Genomic DNA, 13,800 nt, shown 5'->3' on the forward strand with positions numbered 1-13,800 from the left:
CGAGACGGATCTGGCCGCCATCTATCGGCTCGGCTATGGCCGCCGCTTCGCGAGGTACCACCAGTTGAATTGGGCTTGCCGCGCCGGGTCCGAAATCTGCACGTGACCGATCAGGTCATTATCGGCGGTGACGACGAAATCCGTGCGTCCGGTCTTGCCGTCTTCGAATTTCCAGTCGTAATAGCCGTGCCTGCCCTGGAGCTTGCCGACACTCTTCCAGACGGATTCGGGTTTGACGACGTCGCTCGGGCTGCCCGCCTGGATGGTGCCGCCGTCACCCGCGGCGATGACCATGCGGCTGGCCGGCGCCGGCAGCTCTCCCGCCGTGCGGAATCGCTTCAGATTGTAGAGATCGTACATACCCACCAGACTTTGCGCGTTGACCGGCAACCCGGTAGGCGACTGCAATCCGAACTGCGCGAAAACGGCCTTGGCCTCGTCATCCCAGTATTCCGCCTCGATATGGGCGGCGGCCTTTTGCAGATCTTCCCGCGCTTTCGCGCGATCGCCTTTCTTGTCGTAACTCGCGCCACGCCGGAAATACGCCCAGTAATAGTCCGCCCGTTGCGCGATAGCTGACGTCATGGCGTCGATGGCTTCGTCGTACCGGCCAAGCAGATACAGGTTCCATCCCAGAAAATAGTAATATGACGGCCCCTGCTGGTCGGGATAGGCCGAACCGGCAGCCTTGATGTCATCGAGCGCCGCCGAAGGGTTACCCGACAGCCGAAAGGAATTGGCGCGCGTCAGGTAGTCCTCGTAACTCGCCTTGCCGCGCAGCTCCATGGCGCGCGTCGTATCGCTGATGGCTCGGGCATAATCGCGTTTTTCCTGAAACACGATACCGCGGTCATTGTAAGCCGCCGTAAACTTGGGATCGAGCCGGATCGCTTCGCTGAGGTCTGCCAGCGCGCGGTCGAAATCACCCTTGACGTACCAGCCGATTCCTCGCCCGTAGTGGGCCTTAGCACGATTGCCAGCCGGCTCCTTGCGATCGTCGATGACACGCGTGCAGCCGGCGATACGCCGATCCTGGTCCTTTGTCTGATTGCAGTCATCATAGTCGCTCTGGCTGGCCGCCCAGCCAGGACTTGCAAGAGTAGATAGCGCCGTCGCGATGAAAGCTGCAATCAGTGACCGCATCGACTGGCTCCCCATTTATGCACGGGCATTTAACTCCCAGGCTGGGCTGAATTGCACTGATCCAGGTCAATTCGACACCGTGCGCGATGCGCATTGGCGGATTGATCCGCCGTCGTCCCGAAACAGCGGGAAGGTGCGCTAGATCAAGGCGCGAGCGAGGGATCAGGGACCAAATGCTGTTTTTATGCGTTGTGTCGCGCGTCGTGGAGGATCCATCCCATGTTGCCACACTCCCGAGGACGGAAAGCGCAGCCCGGATGAGCGACGATATCGCTGCGCACATCCGGGCTACTGCTGTGTAGCCGCTCTCCGCGAGCCGCCTACTTCTTGAACTTGGCCTGGATCGCGGCCAGGCCGGATTCGTAGACGCCGTTCAGGGTGTCCATCGCATCCTTCTCCTTGCCTGAATCGGGCGTGTAGGCGCCGGTCCAGGTCATGACGGAAACGCCGCCACCCTTGGCGGTGACCTTGATGGTCGACCTATAATTGGTGACCGGCAACGGGCTCGATATGAAAGCGTAGGAGTAGCTGCACTCCCTGTCGTTGCGCGAGATCTGCGTCTCGACGAACGAAGCCTTGCCATCCCTGGTGACGAGCGTCCGGGTTGGCGGAGATTTGCCGTCTTCGATGCACATGCCGACCGGCGGCAACCAATCCTTGATGGCGCAGAATGCACCGATCACGGACCACACCGCCGAGGGCGCGCCGTTGACCTCGACGCTGCGGGTCAAGGTGGCCGCGGACGCCGGCATCGCGCCAAAGCCAAGCGTGACGGCGCAAAGCGCCGCGGAACGGACCAATGCGGTGATGTTGTTCTTCATGGAGGATCCTTTTGCATTTTGAGGACTGCAGGCATGCGGTTCGGCGATTGCCGGCGGAACGCCGGTGCAAGGCAAAACACACCTCCCGCAGGCGAGCTCCTGCTCGCAATCCCGGTCGATTATCGATCCTCACTGCGGCCAGCCAGTTCAGGAAGTGAATCGAGGCAGATACAGAAACTGTACTGGCGATACGGCCAGTACAGTCTCTGTATTGGCCTGATCCACTTCCTGAACTGGCACGCAGCGTCGCTCATCTGGCAAGCCGAGGTCAGACCTCCCATTCCCGCGGGGGCTGACATCGAACCAGGAGAGACATGGCATGACGGCGTTTTTGATCACAGACATCAAGGTGACCGACGACAAATGGGTGCCGGACTACGCGGCCTCGGTGCACGACCTCGTGCACAAGCACGGCGGCAAGTATCTGTCGCGCAGCGGCAATGTGAAGACATTGGAAGGCACGCCACTCGATACGTCGCTGATCGCGATCATGGCGTTCCCAACGGCGAAAGCAGCGGAATCCTTCGTCACCGATCCCGCCTACGTCAGTTACGCCGCGGCGCGCCGGGACGGCAGCGAAAGCCGCTTCCAGCTGATCGACGATACCGATCTGGCCGGAACGATTCCGTATCTCGTCAAGGGATGAACGACAGGTCGCGCTTGCGGCAGAGCTGAAGTCGAGACACCAAGCACATCGCAGCGCCGGACACCGGCGCTGCGATTGCGCGCTACAGGCGCCTGGAAAGCAGGACTATCTTCAGTCGTTGGCGCCGTGGATGGAGTCGATGACGGCAGCCGTGACTTCCGCCGTCCGGGCCTTGCCGCCGAGGTCCGGCGTGTGAAAGCGCTTGTCTGCAGTGACACGCTCGATCGCCTGCATCAATCGCGTTGCGGCAGCTGGCTCGCCGAGATGTTCCAGCATCATCACCGCAGACCAGAACGTGCCGATCGGATTGGCGATGCCTTTGCCGATGATGTCGAAGGCCGAGCCATGAATCGGCTCGAACATCGACGGGTAAGTTCGTTCCGGATTGAGGTTCGCCGTCGGCGCGATCCCGAGTGATCCCGCGAGCGCAGCAGCGAGATCCGACAGGACATCGGCATGCAGGTTGGTCGCCACGACCGTATCAAGGGTTTCCGGCTTCATGACCATGCGCATGGTCATGGCGTCGACCAGCATCTTGTCCCAGGCGACGTCACTGAACTCTGCCGCGATCTCGGCGGCGATCTCATCCCACATCACCATCGCGTGGCGCTGGGCGTTGGATTTGGTAACGACAGTCAGCAGCTTGCGCGGCCGAGACTGAGCCAGCTTGAAAGCGAAGCGCATGATGCGCTCGACGCCGGCGCGCGTCAGGATCGACACGTCCGTCGCGACTTCGAGCGGCAGGCCCTTGTGTACGCGGCCACCCACGCCGGCATATTCGCCCTCGGAATTTTCGCGAACGATCACCCAGTCGAGCTCTTTGCCGTGGACATTGCGCAGCGGGCTGGTGATGCCGGGCAGGATTCGGGTCGGCCGGACATTGGCATATTGATCGAACGGCTGGCAGATCGCCAGCCGCAAGCCCCATAGCGTGATGTGATCCGGCACATCAGGCGCGCCGGCCGAGCCGAACAAGATGGCGTCGTGCTTCCTGATCTGGTCGCGGCCGTTCTCCGGCATCATGACGCCGTGTTTCTTGTAGTACGCGGACCCCCAGTCGAAATGGTCTACCCGAAACTGGAAATTGCCGTCGCGGCCGGCCAAGGCGTGCAAGACCTCCACACCTGCGGCAACGACTTCGGTGCCGATCCCGTCGCCCGGGATGGCTGCTATGGCATACGTCTTCATGGAAAGTCTCCGGATCGCGAATGGTCGCTTGTCAGTTATTGGTGATCAGCCGCCTGTGGCGGAGAGTTCAATTCCCTTTCGCGCCTGAAGCCTTGATGACTGCTCCCCACCGCGGCACTTCGGCTGCGAGATGGGCCTTGAGTGCCGCCGGCGTCGCCAAATTCGCCTGGACCGGCTCGGTGCCGAGGTTCGCAAACCGCTCGATGACCTTGGCATCCCTTAGCGCCGCTTGGAGAGCTGCGACAAGCTTGTCGGAAATATCTTTCGGCAATCCCTTCGGGGCCCACATTGCGTGCCAAGCCGACACCTCGAAGCCTTTGATGGCTCCCGCGTCGAGCGGCGGCAGGTCGGGCACTGATGAGACCCTGGATTTGGTCGTGACGGCGAAGCCCTTGATCTTGCCGTCCTTGATCTGATTGGTGGTATTGGTCGTCTGGTCACACATCAAATCGAACTGGTTACCCAGCAGGTCGTTCATAGCCGGCCCGGTGCCGCGATAGGGAATCCCGTTCATTTGCACACCAAGCTCTTTCATCAGCATCAGCATGCAAAGATGCGAGGCGGAGCCGACACCAGCATGCCCATAGGTGGCTTTGTCCTTGTTAGCGCGAATCCACTCCAGAAGCTCGGTCACGTTGTTGGCCGGCAGTGTCGGTTTTGACACGAGGGTCATGGGCACGTCGGTAATGCGACCGAGGTGATCGAAGTCGTTGACGACGTCGTATTTGAGAGATTCGTAGAGCGCCGGAGCGGTTGCGTGCGCGATGTGCCAAACCGCGATCGTGTATCCGTCAGCGGCCGACTTTGACACACGAGCCATGCCGAGTGTCCCGCCTGCTCCGCCGAGATTTTCGACCAGGACCGTCTGACCGAGGGTCCTGCCCATCGATTCCCCAATGAGGCGGGCCACGGTGTCGGTCGGCCCTCCAGACGCGGCCGGAACAATGAGCGTGATCGGCTTGGTCGGAAAGGCGGTCTGCGCCGTGACGGCCTGCGACAGGAAAGTCGACATGACAGTGATGGCGCCGGAAAGGATCGCGCGACGACTGAACCGCATTGGTCACTCCCATCAAAATTTGTTGGTTGGCTGATTCCGCTGTGCGTTCAGCGTTTCCGGGCAAACTACGTCCTGATGTCGCGCCCCTGCAATTGGCGTGCGATTATACAAATATTTGATATAATCTGGTTTGAGGAGGATCGGAGATGGAATTGCACCAGCTTCGCTGTTTCGTTGCCGCGGCCGAGGACCTTCATTTTGGACGCGCAGCCCAACGGCTCGAAATGCTGCCCTCCGCGCTTGGGCGGCACATCCGGCTGCTCGAAGACGATCTCGGCACGAGGCTCATGACGCGCACCACCCGCAGCGTAACGCTGACCGATGACGGCGCCGTCCTTCTCAGGGAAGCCCGCACCTTGCTGGCGCAGGCGGACAGCCTTGCGGTCAAATTCCGCGCGCGCGGCCGGAGGCAGGCCTCGACCATCCGCGTCGGCGCGATCGATAGCGCTGCTGCAGGACTTTTTCCGATGCTGCTTCACGATTTTCGCGAGCGGAGGCCGGATGTCACGGTGAAATTGACAGAGGACAAGACGATCCGCCTGCTGCCCCGGCTGATCTCCGGGCGGCTGGACCTCGCTTTGGTGCGCCCTCCGGACAAACCAGACGGCCGGCTTGAATTTCTGCTTCTCTTTCACGAGACGGCTGTAGTCGCTGTCTCCAGTCGTCACCCGCTCGCATCGAGAAAGCGGGTGACCATCACCGATCTCGCAGAGCAGCCGTTGATCGTACCCGAGCGCCGTTCGCGTCCGCACAGTCACGATCTCACCATGAAGCTATTTGCTCAAGCCGGACTGCATGCACGCATCGCCCAGCTTGCCGATGAAAAGCAGACCATCGTCAATCTTGTCGCCGCCGAACTGGGCGTCGCCATCGTTCCGAGATGGACATCCCGAATGGCGGCGCGCGGTGTTAGATATATCCCGCTTGAGGCGTCCGATATGAACAGGCTGCCGCTTGCCGCGGCTTGGACTCGCGGTACACGCGATCTCATCAGGGACGAAATGCTGGAGATGCTCAAGGCTTCGCTTTCGCGCTATGCGCAGGAGGCCTGAGGCACAGGACGTTACGGGCCTGATTGCGAAGAACGTCCGTGCAATTCCCGAATGCGAACGCGCCACACATTCACATCCTGGATTCCCCGCAGGAGCCTGTCATCGGGCACGCCGAAGGCGAAACCTGGTGGCGGGGAGACGGCCTTGGGGTGGGCTTTGGGTGTTGACCCGTGGCTAGCCTTGAAAGCGCTCGGGAAAGAAGGCAAAACGCCCGAAAATGACTGTCGGAGTGGCAGGATTTGAACCTGCGACCCCTGCGTCCCGAACGTTGCTATCTGTTGGGAAATACCAATAAAAAAAATATCAACGATATTTGAACAGCTTTGACCACCATTATCGCCGTTTGTTCACGGGGATGCCGTAAAGCCTCCACCAATAACGCAAACGTGGCGGTGGATTCTCGCAATCATCTCGAGCAGCTTACAGGGCGAGCATCAAAGGCATTCCTGCACTGACTCGAGCACCGGGGGAGATTGTCAGAGAGAGGCTTGCGAAATGACCCTTGAGTCACCACGGTAGAACGAGAGATCGCAAAGATTTCCCAGTACGAAATCGACGCGCCCCGACCGAATGGAAACAAACGTCAGCAAAGGGCTCGTCGCGTGCCGAGTGTCGATGGTGCAGATGCAGAGGCACGGACTGCAGAATACGACGATCCAGACCGTGGAGTAGCGCAAAGGTAGCGCCGCGAGGTCCGCCTAGTTCGTCGGCGCCGTCAGAATCGCCTTCAGATGACGAGCGAACAATTCCGTGACCCCTAACCTGTTGAGGTGGTCGGTATCGAAATAGAAGCGCGGCTCGTCCAGCTCAAGCGAGAGGTCCTTGAAGCCGATCCCGTGGCTCGCCGCCGTCATCGCTTCGTCAAACGCCGCCTCGTTCGGCAGGAGGGCCCGGAATTGACCGGGCGTTGGCATTTTGATCACGACGACACGGACATTTCGTTGCTTCGCGAGCTCAAGCATCCTCGTGAATTCCGTCAAATAGCGCGCAAGCGCTGCTTCCCGCCCAACATTCGGAAATAGATAGGCGATCCGGCTCATGGTCGCGACTGCCGATGGACGATAGACGCGATCAAACTGCAACTCCCCCTCCCAGGCATCTCTCTTGAAACGATCTCGGTTGTTGATTTTCGAGAATCCAGCGAGGTAATCCGCAGCAGCGCGCGGATCGACTCCTTCGCGGCGGCTGTATTGCCACAGCAGCCACGCGGTACCCGGATCGAACGGTGTGGCTCTGAGCAATTTGGCATCGCCAAAGCGATCCTCGTTCCATGTGCGCGAGTAGAAAGCGAAGGAATCGACGACATAGAGTACATTCCTTGCAGTGTGCTCGCGCAGAAACGCCTCCAGCACAAAGCGATGGTAGAGCGGACCGGTCCCAGGCGATGCGAGGTTGATGATTTTTAGACCGGTCTCGCTCTGCATCTGGCCGTTGAAATCCGCAAAATCGAGCGGCATCGCGTGGGACGCGCCGAGGATCACCCAATCGAATGCCTCCTCCTTGGCGGTTGCGATCTTGAAGAACGGATTGCTGTGACCATTGCGATACATCAGCCGCTCGGCAGCAAAATAGACAGCGGCATAGATCAGCAGACCTATTCCGATGAAAGCAATCGCTGATCTGCCCGGTCGCGTCATGGTTACCTGCTCATGTGCTGCCTGGCCTATCGTTGACCCGTCAAAACTGCATGTAGATGAATTCCTTGGCCTGCCATCGACCAAGGATCAGCAAACCAAAGATCACGAGATAGTAGGAGCCCCAACGCAGGACCGCCGGCGCCGCGGCCAGGCGCAGCACAATCGGCCGGCGTTCGTCGAACGTCTCCACCGCCAGCAGACAGGCAATCAGGCCGAAGCCGATGCCGTGTTCCGAGGTGAAGGGATACTGGATAACCAAAGACGGAATCTCTAGCAGGTTTGTCCCGATCTTCCGAATGACGATCAGCGCGTCGTTAACCGACCTGGCGCGGAAGAAAATCCAGGAAATCGCGATCAGATGAAAGGTCAGGACGATGCGCAGCAGCGTCAGCCCGGCGCTTTGGCGCAGGGCCGGCAGCAATCCGCCGAGCCACTCCCACAATCCACGCGTGGCCAGCCCGGCCCACTGGTACGCGCCGTTGAGCGCGCCCCAGATCACGAACGTCCACCCCACCCCATAGCCGAGGCCTGCGTGCCACAGCCCGCTGACGGTGAACACCAGCATGATGTTGACATACCGGCGCAGTGGCCCCGACCGGCTTCCACCCAGGGGAATGTAGAGATAGTCGCGAAACCAGCGCCCGAGCGAGATGTGCCAGCGCTCCCCCCAGAACTCGGCAGTACTGCGCGACAGATAGGGCCGGCGAAAATTCTCCATCAATTGCAGGCCGAACAGCAGGGAGACGCCGATGGCAATGTCGGTATAGCCGGAGAAATCGCAGTAAATCTGGAATGCGAAAAAATAGACGCTGACCAAAAGCTCGATCGGCGAGGCAAACGCCACAATGCCGAAGTTGCGATCGACCAGCGGTGCCAGATTGTCGGCAATGACGACCTTCTTGAACAGGCCCCAGCCGATCAGTTGAAGCCCCAAAATGGCCCGGCCCGGGTCCGCGCGCAGGCCCGCGACCAGTTGCGGCAGAAATGCCGTCGCGCGTTCGATGGGGCCGGCGAAAATCTTCGGAAAATAGGCGACATAAAGCGCGACACGACCGGGATGATGGCCTCCGCCGAGCCGCCGCGCGTAGACATCGATCAGATAGCTCGAGGCCGAGAAGGCGTAGAAAGAATATCCAACCGGCGTGCTCACGCCCAGTCTCGGCAATGCCATCGGAAATGTCGGGGCCAGCGAACGCTCCAGCTCCCCAGCGATGAAATCATAGAATTTGAAAATGACCAGCGAGCCGAGCAGTGCGACAAGCCCTATGGCCATCCACGCTTTCCTGCCAGCCGGACGCAACGTCCGTTCCAGCGCCCAGCCGCAGCCATAGACCACCAGCGTTACGACGCCGAGATAGACCAGATTGAACGGCTGCCAGATGCCGTAGAAAAGATAGCTGACCAGCAGCAGGACCGCCCATCGCTGGGTAACGGGCATCGCCGAGAACAACAACCAGACCAGAGGCAGGAACGCGAAGAATCCAAGTGATGTGAACAGCATTTGCTCCAGCCTTATGCTGTCTCGATCACCTCAATACGACGCGCCGCCCGCCCGCAGTTCCTCGGGCACGTCATCGATCGGAATCCCGCCGTTGAGCACAAGATAGCTGGCCAACGCCTCGCGCTGCTCAGGTGACAGCTTGATCCGTGCATGGCTGGGCTTGTTCATGGTCCCCAGCCAGGCCGGCACGGGTCGAACCTGGGTAATCACGACCGTGATGATGTGACAGCCCTGACATTTTTCGAGAGCGAAGTCGCGCCCGTCCGGCGGCAGGGCCTTCTCCAGGTCAGCCTTGGCCAGATCCGCAGGCCCCTGCCCCGACGCCAGCGGCATGTTGAACGACAGGTAATCTGCCAGCGTGATCTGCTCTTGCTCACTGAATTTCTGAAGCGCCGGCACGCTCTTCACCTTGCTTCTGAGAAAGGTGAGCCATTCGGCCCGCGTACGTTTGCCGGTCAGGATCGCCTGCAGGTCGTCAGCCGGCGGATGGCTCGCGACCACCTGCGCAAACAGGGTCCTGCCCCCGGCTGGAATGAACGCAAACACATCCTTGGTTTGCGCCAGCAGCGGATTGACCAGCATGGCGCTGCATACGATAAGGGCGCCACAAAGCAATACTCGAATGGACCTCATCGCCTGTCTCCCATTCCTGTCGGGTGCCCGTAGTCTCTTCGATGATTGGTCATGCACCCTCAATAGCGGAGCGCTGCGGGCACGTCGTCGGCCTTCATCGGCATGTTAATGGCTGAGTAACGAGCGAAGGTCTCGCGCTGTCGCGCGGTCATCTTCAGCCCGCGATGAAACGGCGAGAGGAAGGTGCTGCGCCAGCCCTGCACGTCGCGCTGCTGCGTCAGATAGCTGGTAAAGAGCGAATGACAGAACTGGCACTGTGTCCAGGCCAGTTCACGGCCGTCCGCCGGCAGAGCCGAGGTGATGTCGCCGCTGCTCTCGGCTTGCTGAACCGCCCCTTCTGGAAGCGGAAGGTTTACCGCAAGATAGGCTGCGAGTTCGCTGACTTCCCGCTCGGCAAGCTGCTTGTGGCGCTCCAGCAAAAAGCTTCGCCATTCCGCCTCGGTGCGGCTGATACCGGCTATCTCGCGCAGTTCAGCGGCGCGAGGTGTGTCCGCCAACTCGAGAAACAGCGTCTTGCCGCCCCTCGGCATGAATCGCTCGTCCTCTTGTGCTGTCGCCGGCGAAAGCCCGATCGCAAGAACACTCAGAGCGACCAGGAGCCGGCGCGCGCATGCCGGCGCAATCATGTCTCCGCCTCAGTCATAAGGCAGTCGCGAAACGAGAACACCGGAACACGCAGTTCATCGCGCGCGCGCTCCGTTGGGAAACCAGCGCCACGAAGCAGGTCGAGCCAGACGACGGTCCGGTCGTCATAGAACTGCTCGTTGCAGCCCGCGCAGACCAGCGCGGGAATGTCCTCGACGACCACGAGCCGGTCTTCGTGGAAAAATGCGGAACGCACTTGGGCCATGCCGATGTCTGAACCGCCACAGCCCGGGCAAACCGCGCCGGGCTGCTCACCGCTGGATTCTATCGACATCATTCACCTCTGTCACGAAGCTGACGGTTGATCCCGCCGATTCCTCGAATTGCCGGCCGTGCAAATCAAATCAGCTGACGAGTCTTTTCGCCGCGGCGATGATGTGGTCGGCATTGGGCCGCATCCAGTTGAACATCTCAGGAGCGGCCGGAGGCGGCGCATCCGGGAAGGCAATGCGCTTATACTTGGCGCCGTCGACATTCTCCGCCACGCGGGCGATGACCTCGGCGCCAGGGCATAACGTGTAGTAGGATTGATCGAAGGTCAGCAGGCGCTTGGTCTTCTGCACCGACTTGACGAGGGTCTCGGTATCCATGGGCTTGAGGCAGCGCAGATCAATGGCCTCGACCTTCATCCCTGCCTTCTGCAACTTCTCCGTGGCATCGAGCACATCCGGCATGCCGGCGCCGGAGCTGACGATGGTAAGGTCGCTGCCGGTGGTGCGCACAACGGCCTTGTTAAGCGGCGTCAGATATTGTTCATCCGGAACTTCCTCGACCAGTTCGCGCAGGCCCGCTGCATACAGAAACACGACGGGATCGGGGTCGCGGATCGCCGAGGCCATCATACCTTTCGCATCTGCCGGTGTGGACGGAATGACCGTTTTCACGCCGGGAATGTGCGCGTAATAGGTGTCGATCTCGTAGTCGGAATGCTGGCCGGCGAAACCGGCCGTCTGTCCGGTCATCTCCATGATGAACACGACCGGCATTGCAGCATCGCCGCCGGTCATCGACCGCAACTTGCCGGCATGATTCTGGATCATCTGGAAGGGCATGCAGGCGCCCTGATAGGGAATGTAGGTCAGGGCTTTCGAGCCGGCGAGCCCGGCGCCCAGCACGCATCCCGCCATCCAGTTTTCGTCGATGCCGGTGTTGGCCACCCGCAGGCGGCCAAACTCGGTTTCGAGATTGATCACCGGCCGCCCCGGATTGGAGGCAACTGGTGGAGTTAGCTCGAAGATCCAGATCATATTTTTGTCCTGACGCATTTCATATTGAACCGCCTCAAGGACCGAGTACATGAAGCTCTTGCGTGCCATTGTGTCTCTCCAAATTCTAATCCGCTGTGCGAGTCTGCAAACGTCTGGACGAATTGCTGTGCGCTTGCCTAGCCGAACTGGCGGGCGGCGACGCTTCCCTCGACAAAGACGTTCTTGAGGCCGTCCTCCGGCTTGCAGAACGGCTGCTTGTCGGCCCACGCGACCGCATCGAGAACCTCCTGCTTGATCGCAGCCTCCATCGCGGTGGCTTTGGTGGCGTCGATCACCTTCCAGCCGATCAGGGTATTTCGGCAGATGTCGACGGGATCACGAGTCATCCATTCGCGCACCTCCCGCTCGGGCCGGAACGACGATATCGCCAGCGGATCGTAACCGAATGCGCCGAGTTCGCCTGGTTTGGCGCCGGGCGCGCCCCAGTGATTGTAATAGCGGTAAGTCTTGGCCTCGATCAGCGTCGGGCCTTGGCCGGCCCGCGCCCGCTCAACCGCGGTCTTGGCGGCGTTGTAGACCTGCATCACGTCCTGTCCGTCGACCACGACGCCGGGAACGCCGTAAGTTCCCGCGGCTTCCGCGATATCCTTCATCGGACACGACCATGAATAATGCGCATACTGGTGATAAAGGTTGTTTTCGATAACGTAGATGAACGGCAGCTTGAGCAACGCCGCATTATTCATCGCACTGTGAAAATGCGGCGTGGCGTAAGTGCCGTCACCGCCGAAATTGACGACGACCTGTTTGCTGCCGCGGGCACGGATCGCAAAGGCGGAGCCGGTCGCGATTACAGGTCCCGGACCAATCATGCCGTCGGCGCCCATGAACCCGATCGATTTGTCGGAGATATGCATCTCGCCGGCGTATCCCTTGTTCAGGCCGGTGGCTCTGAAGTCATACTCTGCCGCCATCTTCTTGATGTCGGTGCCCTTGGCGATGGCATGGCCGGACGGCCGATGCGTGCTGTAGATGAGATCCGCTTCCATGACGCCGCCGGTGTTTTTCAAGGCAGCGCAAACGCCGGTCGCCACCGCCTCCTGACCGACATAGAAGTGATTGTAACCGCGATAGTTGGAATCGGTCAGCATCTTGTCGACCAATGTTCGCTCGTACCAGCGGATCTTCAGGATCGTGCTGAACATGTTGGTCAGTTGAGCGTCGGAGAGATCCTTGGCCCAATAGCCGATCTCACCCTGCTGCGCGTTGGCAATCCTGCTGCTGAACGAAATCGCGGCGCCTGCGCCTGCGAGCGCCTGAAGGAAGTTACGTCGGCTTGCAGACGGAGACTTTCGTTGCGCATCGTGCGAATGCGCGTCGTTGCGATCAGCCATGGCATTTTCTCCCGATCTGATGAGGTCGCTTTCAGCTGCGCCTAGGTAAAAAGACTGGTCCCGATTCCGACGCGGTCATTGACGCAGATCAACGGCCCATCAAAGCGTCATGACGCAAGCGCGAAAGAGAAACCTCACAGGCCCCACTGCACCGCAAACTGATGGTAGCGAATTGATATTGCGTCCGCCCAAATGGCGCCTAAAGGAAACAGCTGGTATTGAGCGCCTGCCTGTTGTTGGTCCTGACGAGAGCAGGGAGAATGAAGACAGATTGGCCAGGACGCGCTCGTCGAGGCGTACCTTGGTGGAAAGGCAAACTCCACCTCTGCGGCTTTGATGCGGATCAAGCGGTTTGCGGGGTCGACAACTCCCTTACGTCTTGCTCGATCCGAGTTTTGCCGCGATGTAACGCAGCGCTTGCGTCATGAGGCGCCGATAATCGGCGGTCACGGCCTGCCTCCAGCAGCAGCCTTGCGCCCCGCAACAGCGTTCCGAGGTGCTTGCTCGGCAAGTCGGTTTTTGTTGTTCGAGGCCCCCGCCAGCCCCGGCTGATCAATGAGAGTATGCCGCTGTTCTTTGGCGCCAAATACGGTCACATGAAGCTTCGGATACCGCTTTTTGATACCAAGCGCCGCCTTCTCGGCCGCTTCGTAGTTTTGGTGTCCGGACTTCAATTGCCGATCGACTGCAACGTAAAATGGTTCGCTGAGGGGCGGTTTGCTGAGTTTTCGGGGCGAGGCCGTTGTCCTATTGGCAATCGGCATCCTCGCCTGCCTCGTTCGGTTTGAGGATCTCGTTTGTTTGCGCGTGGCCATGTCAGTCTCCTTCGGGGAACATTTTGGCGTTAGTGCGCATGCAAAGTCTGACGCCGAGGC

14 protein-coding genes are annotated in these 13,800 nt (G+C 60.1%); 2 read left to right on the forward strand and 12 right to left on the reverse strand.

Annotated features, from left to right (window positions below):
* Nucleotides 1-33 precede the first annotated feature (33 nt).
* Both KMZ29_RS20310 and KMZ29_RS20315 read right to left on the reverse strand, forming a co-directional pair.
* Complete coding sequence (locus tag KMZ29_RS20310) at nucleotides 34-1,143, reverse strand: tetratricopeptide repeat protein (protein ID WP_215620891.1); 1,110 nt, start codon at nucleotides 1,141-1,143, stop codon at nucleotides 34-36.
* Nucleotides 1,144-1,463: 320 nt separating this feature from the next.
* On the reverse strand, nucleotides 1,464-1,964 hold the full coding sequence (locus KMZ29_RS20315) for an SRPBCC family protein (RefSeq protein ID WP_215620892.1): 501 nt from the start codon (nucleotides 1,962-1,964) through the stop codon (nucleotides 1,464-1,466).
* Between the two features lie 319 nt (nucleotides 1,965-2,283).
* Here KMZ29_RS20315 and KMZ29_RS20320 point away from each other — a divergent pair, with 319 nt between their 5' ends.
* Nucleotides 2,284-2,610 (forward strand): DUF1330 domain-containing protein, encoded by a 327-nt coding sequence (locus KMZ29_RS20320; RefSeq protein WP_215620893.1) that lies wholly within the window; start codon nucleotides 2,284-2,286, stop codon nucleotides 2,608-2,610.
* A gap of 111 nt (nucleotides 2,611-2,721) precedes the next feature.
* Here KMZ29_RS20320 and KMZ29_RS20325 read toward each other — a convergent pair whose 3' ends face one another.
* Together KMZ29_RS20325 and KMZ29_RS20330 are read right to left on the reverse strand one after the other, a co-directional pair.
* On the reverse strand, nucleotides 2,722-3,798 hold the full coding sequence (locus tag KMZ29_RS20325; protein ID WP_215620894.1) for a tartrate dehydrogenase: 1,077 nt from the start codon (nucleotides 3,796-3,798) through the stop codon (nucleotides 2,722-2,724).
* Between the two features lie 67 nt (nucleotides 3,799-3,865).
* A complete protein-coding gene (locus KMZ29_RS20330) occupies nucleotides 3,866-4,855 on the reverse strand; it encodes a tripartite tricarboxylate transporter substrate-binding protein (RefSeq protein ID WP_215620895.1) in 990 nt (329 codons plus the stop codon).
* Nucleotides 4,856-5,001: 146 nt separating this feature from the next.
* Here KMZ29_RS20330 and KMZ29_RS20335 point away from each other — a divergent pair, with 146 nt between their 5' ends.
* Nucleotides 5,002-5,907 carry a LysR family transcriptional regulator gene (locus KMZ29_RS20335; RefSeq protein WP_215620896.1) on the forward strand — a complete coding sequence of 302 codons (906 nt, stop codon included), beginning with the start codon at nucleotides 5,002-5,004 and terminating at the stop codon, nucleotides 5,905-5,907.
* 698 nt (nucleotides 5,908-6,605) lie between these two features.
* On the opposite strand, the gene KMZ29_RS20340 is transcribed toward KMZ29_RS20335, so the two are convergent.
* The 8 genes from KMZ29_RS20340 to KMZ29_RS20375 all read right to left on the reverse strand — a co-directional run bounded on the left by KMZ29_RS20340 (nucleotide 6,606) and on the right by KMZ29_RS20375 (nucleotide 13,740).
* Nucleotides 6,606-7,544 (reverse strand): hypothetical protein, encoded by a 939-nt coding sequence (locus KMZ29_RS20340; protein ID WP_215620897.1) that lies wholly within the window; start codon nucleotides 7,542-7,544, stop codon nucleotides 6,606-6,608.
* Between the two features lie 40 nt (nucleotides 7,545-7,584).
* Entirely contained in the window at nucleotides 7,585-9,045 is a 1,461-nt protein-coding gene (locus KMZ29_RS20345; protein ID WP_215620898.1) for an MBOAT family O-acyltransferase, read from the reverse strand.
* Between the two features lie 30 nt (nucleotides 9,046-9,075).
* The gene (locus tag KMZ29_RS20350) at nucleotides 9,076-9,627 is read right to left on the reverse strand and encodes a hypothetical protein (protein WP_215620899.1); all 552 of its coding nucleotides are present in this window, start codon (nucleotides 9,625-9,627) and stop codon (nucleotides 9,076-9,078) included.
* A 110-nt stretch (nucleotides 9,628-9,737) separates the two neighbouring features.
* Complete coding sequence (locus tag KMZ29_RS20355; protein WP_215620900.1) at nucleotides 9,738-10,304, reverse strand: hypothetical protein; 567 nt, start codon at nucleotides 10,302-10,304, stop codon at nucleotides 9,738-9,740.
* On the reverse strand, nucleotides 10,301-10,600 hold the full coding sequence (locus KMZ29_RS20360; RefSeq protein ID WP_215620901.1) for a YgiT-type zinc finger protein: 300 nt from the start codon (nucleotides 10,598-10,600) through the stop codon (nucleotides 10,301-10,303). Before KMZ29_RS20360 ends, KMZ29_RS20355 begins: the two co-directional genes overlap by 4 nt.
* Before the next feature lie 67 nt (nucleotides 10,601-10,667).
* On the reverse strand, nucleotides 10,668-11,639 hold the full coding sequence (locus KMZ29_RS20365; RefSeq protein ID WP_215620902.1) for an alpha-ketoacid dehydrogenase subunit beta: 972 nt from the start codon (nucleotides 11,637-11,639) through the stop codon (nucleotides 10,668-10,670).
* 68 nt (nucleotides 11,640-11,707) lie between these two features.
* Nucleotides 11,708-12,925: a thiamine pyrophosphate-dependent dehydrogenase E1 component subunit alpha gene (locus KMZ29_RS20370; RefSeq protein ID WP_215620903.1), complete on the reverse strand. Its 1,218-nt coding sequence runs from the start codon at nucleotides 12,923-12,925 to the stop codon at nucleotides 11,708-11,710.
* Nucleotides 12,926-13,371: 446 nt separating this feature from the next.
* Entirely contained in the window at nucleotides 13,372-13,740 is a 369-nt protein-coding gene (locus KMZ29_RS20375) for a hypothetical protein (protein ID WP_215620904.1), read from the reverse strand.
* Nucleotides 13,741-13,800: the final 60 nt, after the last annotated feature.

This window comes from Bradyrhizobium sediminis (genome assembly GCF_018736085.1).
Lineage (GTDB): Bacteria > Pseudomonadota > Alphaproteobacteria > Rhizobiales > Xanthobacteraceae > Bradyrhizobium > Bradyrhizobium sediminis.

What these genes read in the sequence shown, in the direction of transcription:
- KMZ29_RS20310 (WP_215620891.1), bottom strand. Translation starts at nt 1,143, where the DNA reads ATGCGGTCACTGATTGCAGCTTTCATCGCGACGGCGCTATCTACTCTT.
- KMZ29_RS20315 (WP_215620892.1), bottom strand. Translation starts at nt 1,964, where the DNA reads ATGAAGAACAACATCACCGCATTGGTCCGTTCCGCGGCGCTTTGCGCC.
- KMZ29_RS20320 (WP_215620893.1), top strand. Translation starts at nt 2,284, where the DNA reads ATGACGGCGTTTTTGATCACAGACATCAAGGTGACCGACGACAAATGG.
- KMZ29_RS20325 (WP_215620894.1), bottom strand. Translation starts at nt 3,798, where the DNA reads ATGAAGACGTATGCCATAGCAGCCATCCCGGGCGACGGGATCGGCACC.
- KMZ29_RS20330 (WP_215620895.1), bottom strand. Translation starts at nt 4,855, where the DNA reads ATGCGGTTCAGTCGTCGCGCGATCCTTTCCGGCGCCATCACTGTCATG.
- KMZ29_RS20335 (WP_215620896.1), top strand. Translation starts at nt 5,002, where the DNA reads ATGGAATTGCACCAGCTTCGCTGTTTCGTTGCCGCGGCCGAGGACCTT.
- KMZ29_RS20340 (WP_215620897.1), bottom strand. Translation starts at nt 7,544, where the DNA reads ATGACGCGACCGGGCAGATCAGCGATTGCTTTCATCGGAATAGGTCTG.
- KMZ29_RS20345 (WP_215620898.1), bottom strand. Translation starts at nt 9,045, where the DNA reads ATGCTGTTCACATCACTTGGATTCTTCGCGTTCCTGCCTCTGGTCTGG.
- KMZ29_RS20350 (WP_215620899.1), bottom strand. Translation starts at nt 9,627, where the DNA reads ATGCTGGTCAATCCGCTGCTGGCGCAAACCAAGGATGTGTTTGCGTTC.
- KMZ29_RS20355 (WP_215620900.1), bottom strand. Translation starts at nt 10,304, where the DNA reads ATGATTGCGCCGGCATGCGCGCGCCGGCTCCTGGTCGCTCTGAGTGTT.
- KMZ29_RS20360 (WP_215620901.1), bottom strand. Translation starts at nt 10,600, where the DNA reads ATGATGTCGATAGAATCCAGCGGTGAGCAGCCCGGCGCGGTTTGCCCG.
- KMZ29_RS20365 (WP_215620902.1), bottom strand. Translation starts at nt 11,639, where the DNA reads ATGGCACGCAAGAGCTTCATGTACTCGGTCCTTGAGGCGGTTCAATAT.
- KMZ29_RS20370 (WP_215620903.1), bottom strand. Translation starts at nt 12,925, where the DNA reads ATGGCTGATCGCAACGACGCGCATTCGCACGATGCGCAACGAAAGTCT.
- KMZ29_RS20375 (WP_215620904.1), bottom strand. Translation starts at nt 13,740, where the DNA reads ATGGCCACGCGCAAACAAACGAGATCCTCAAACCGAACGAGGCAGGCG.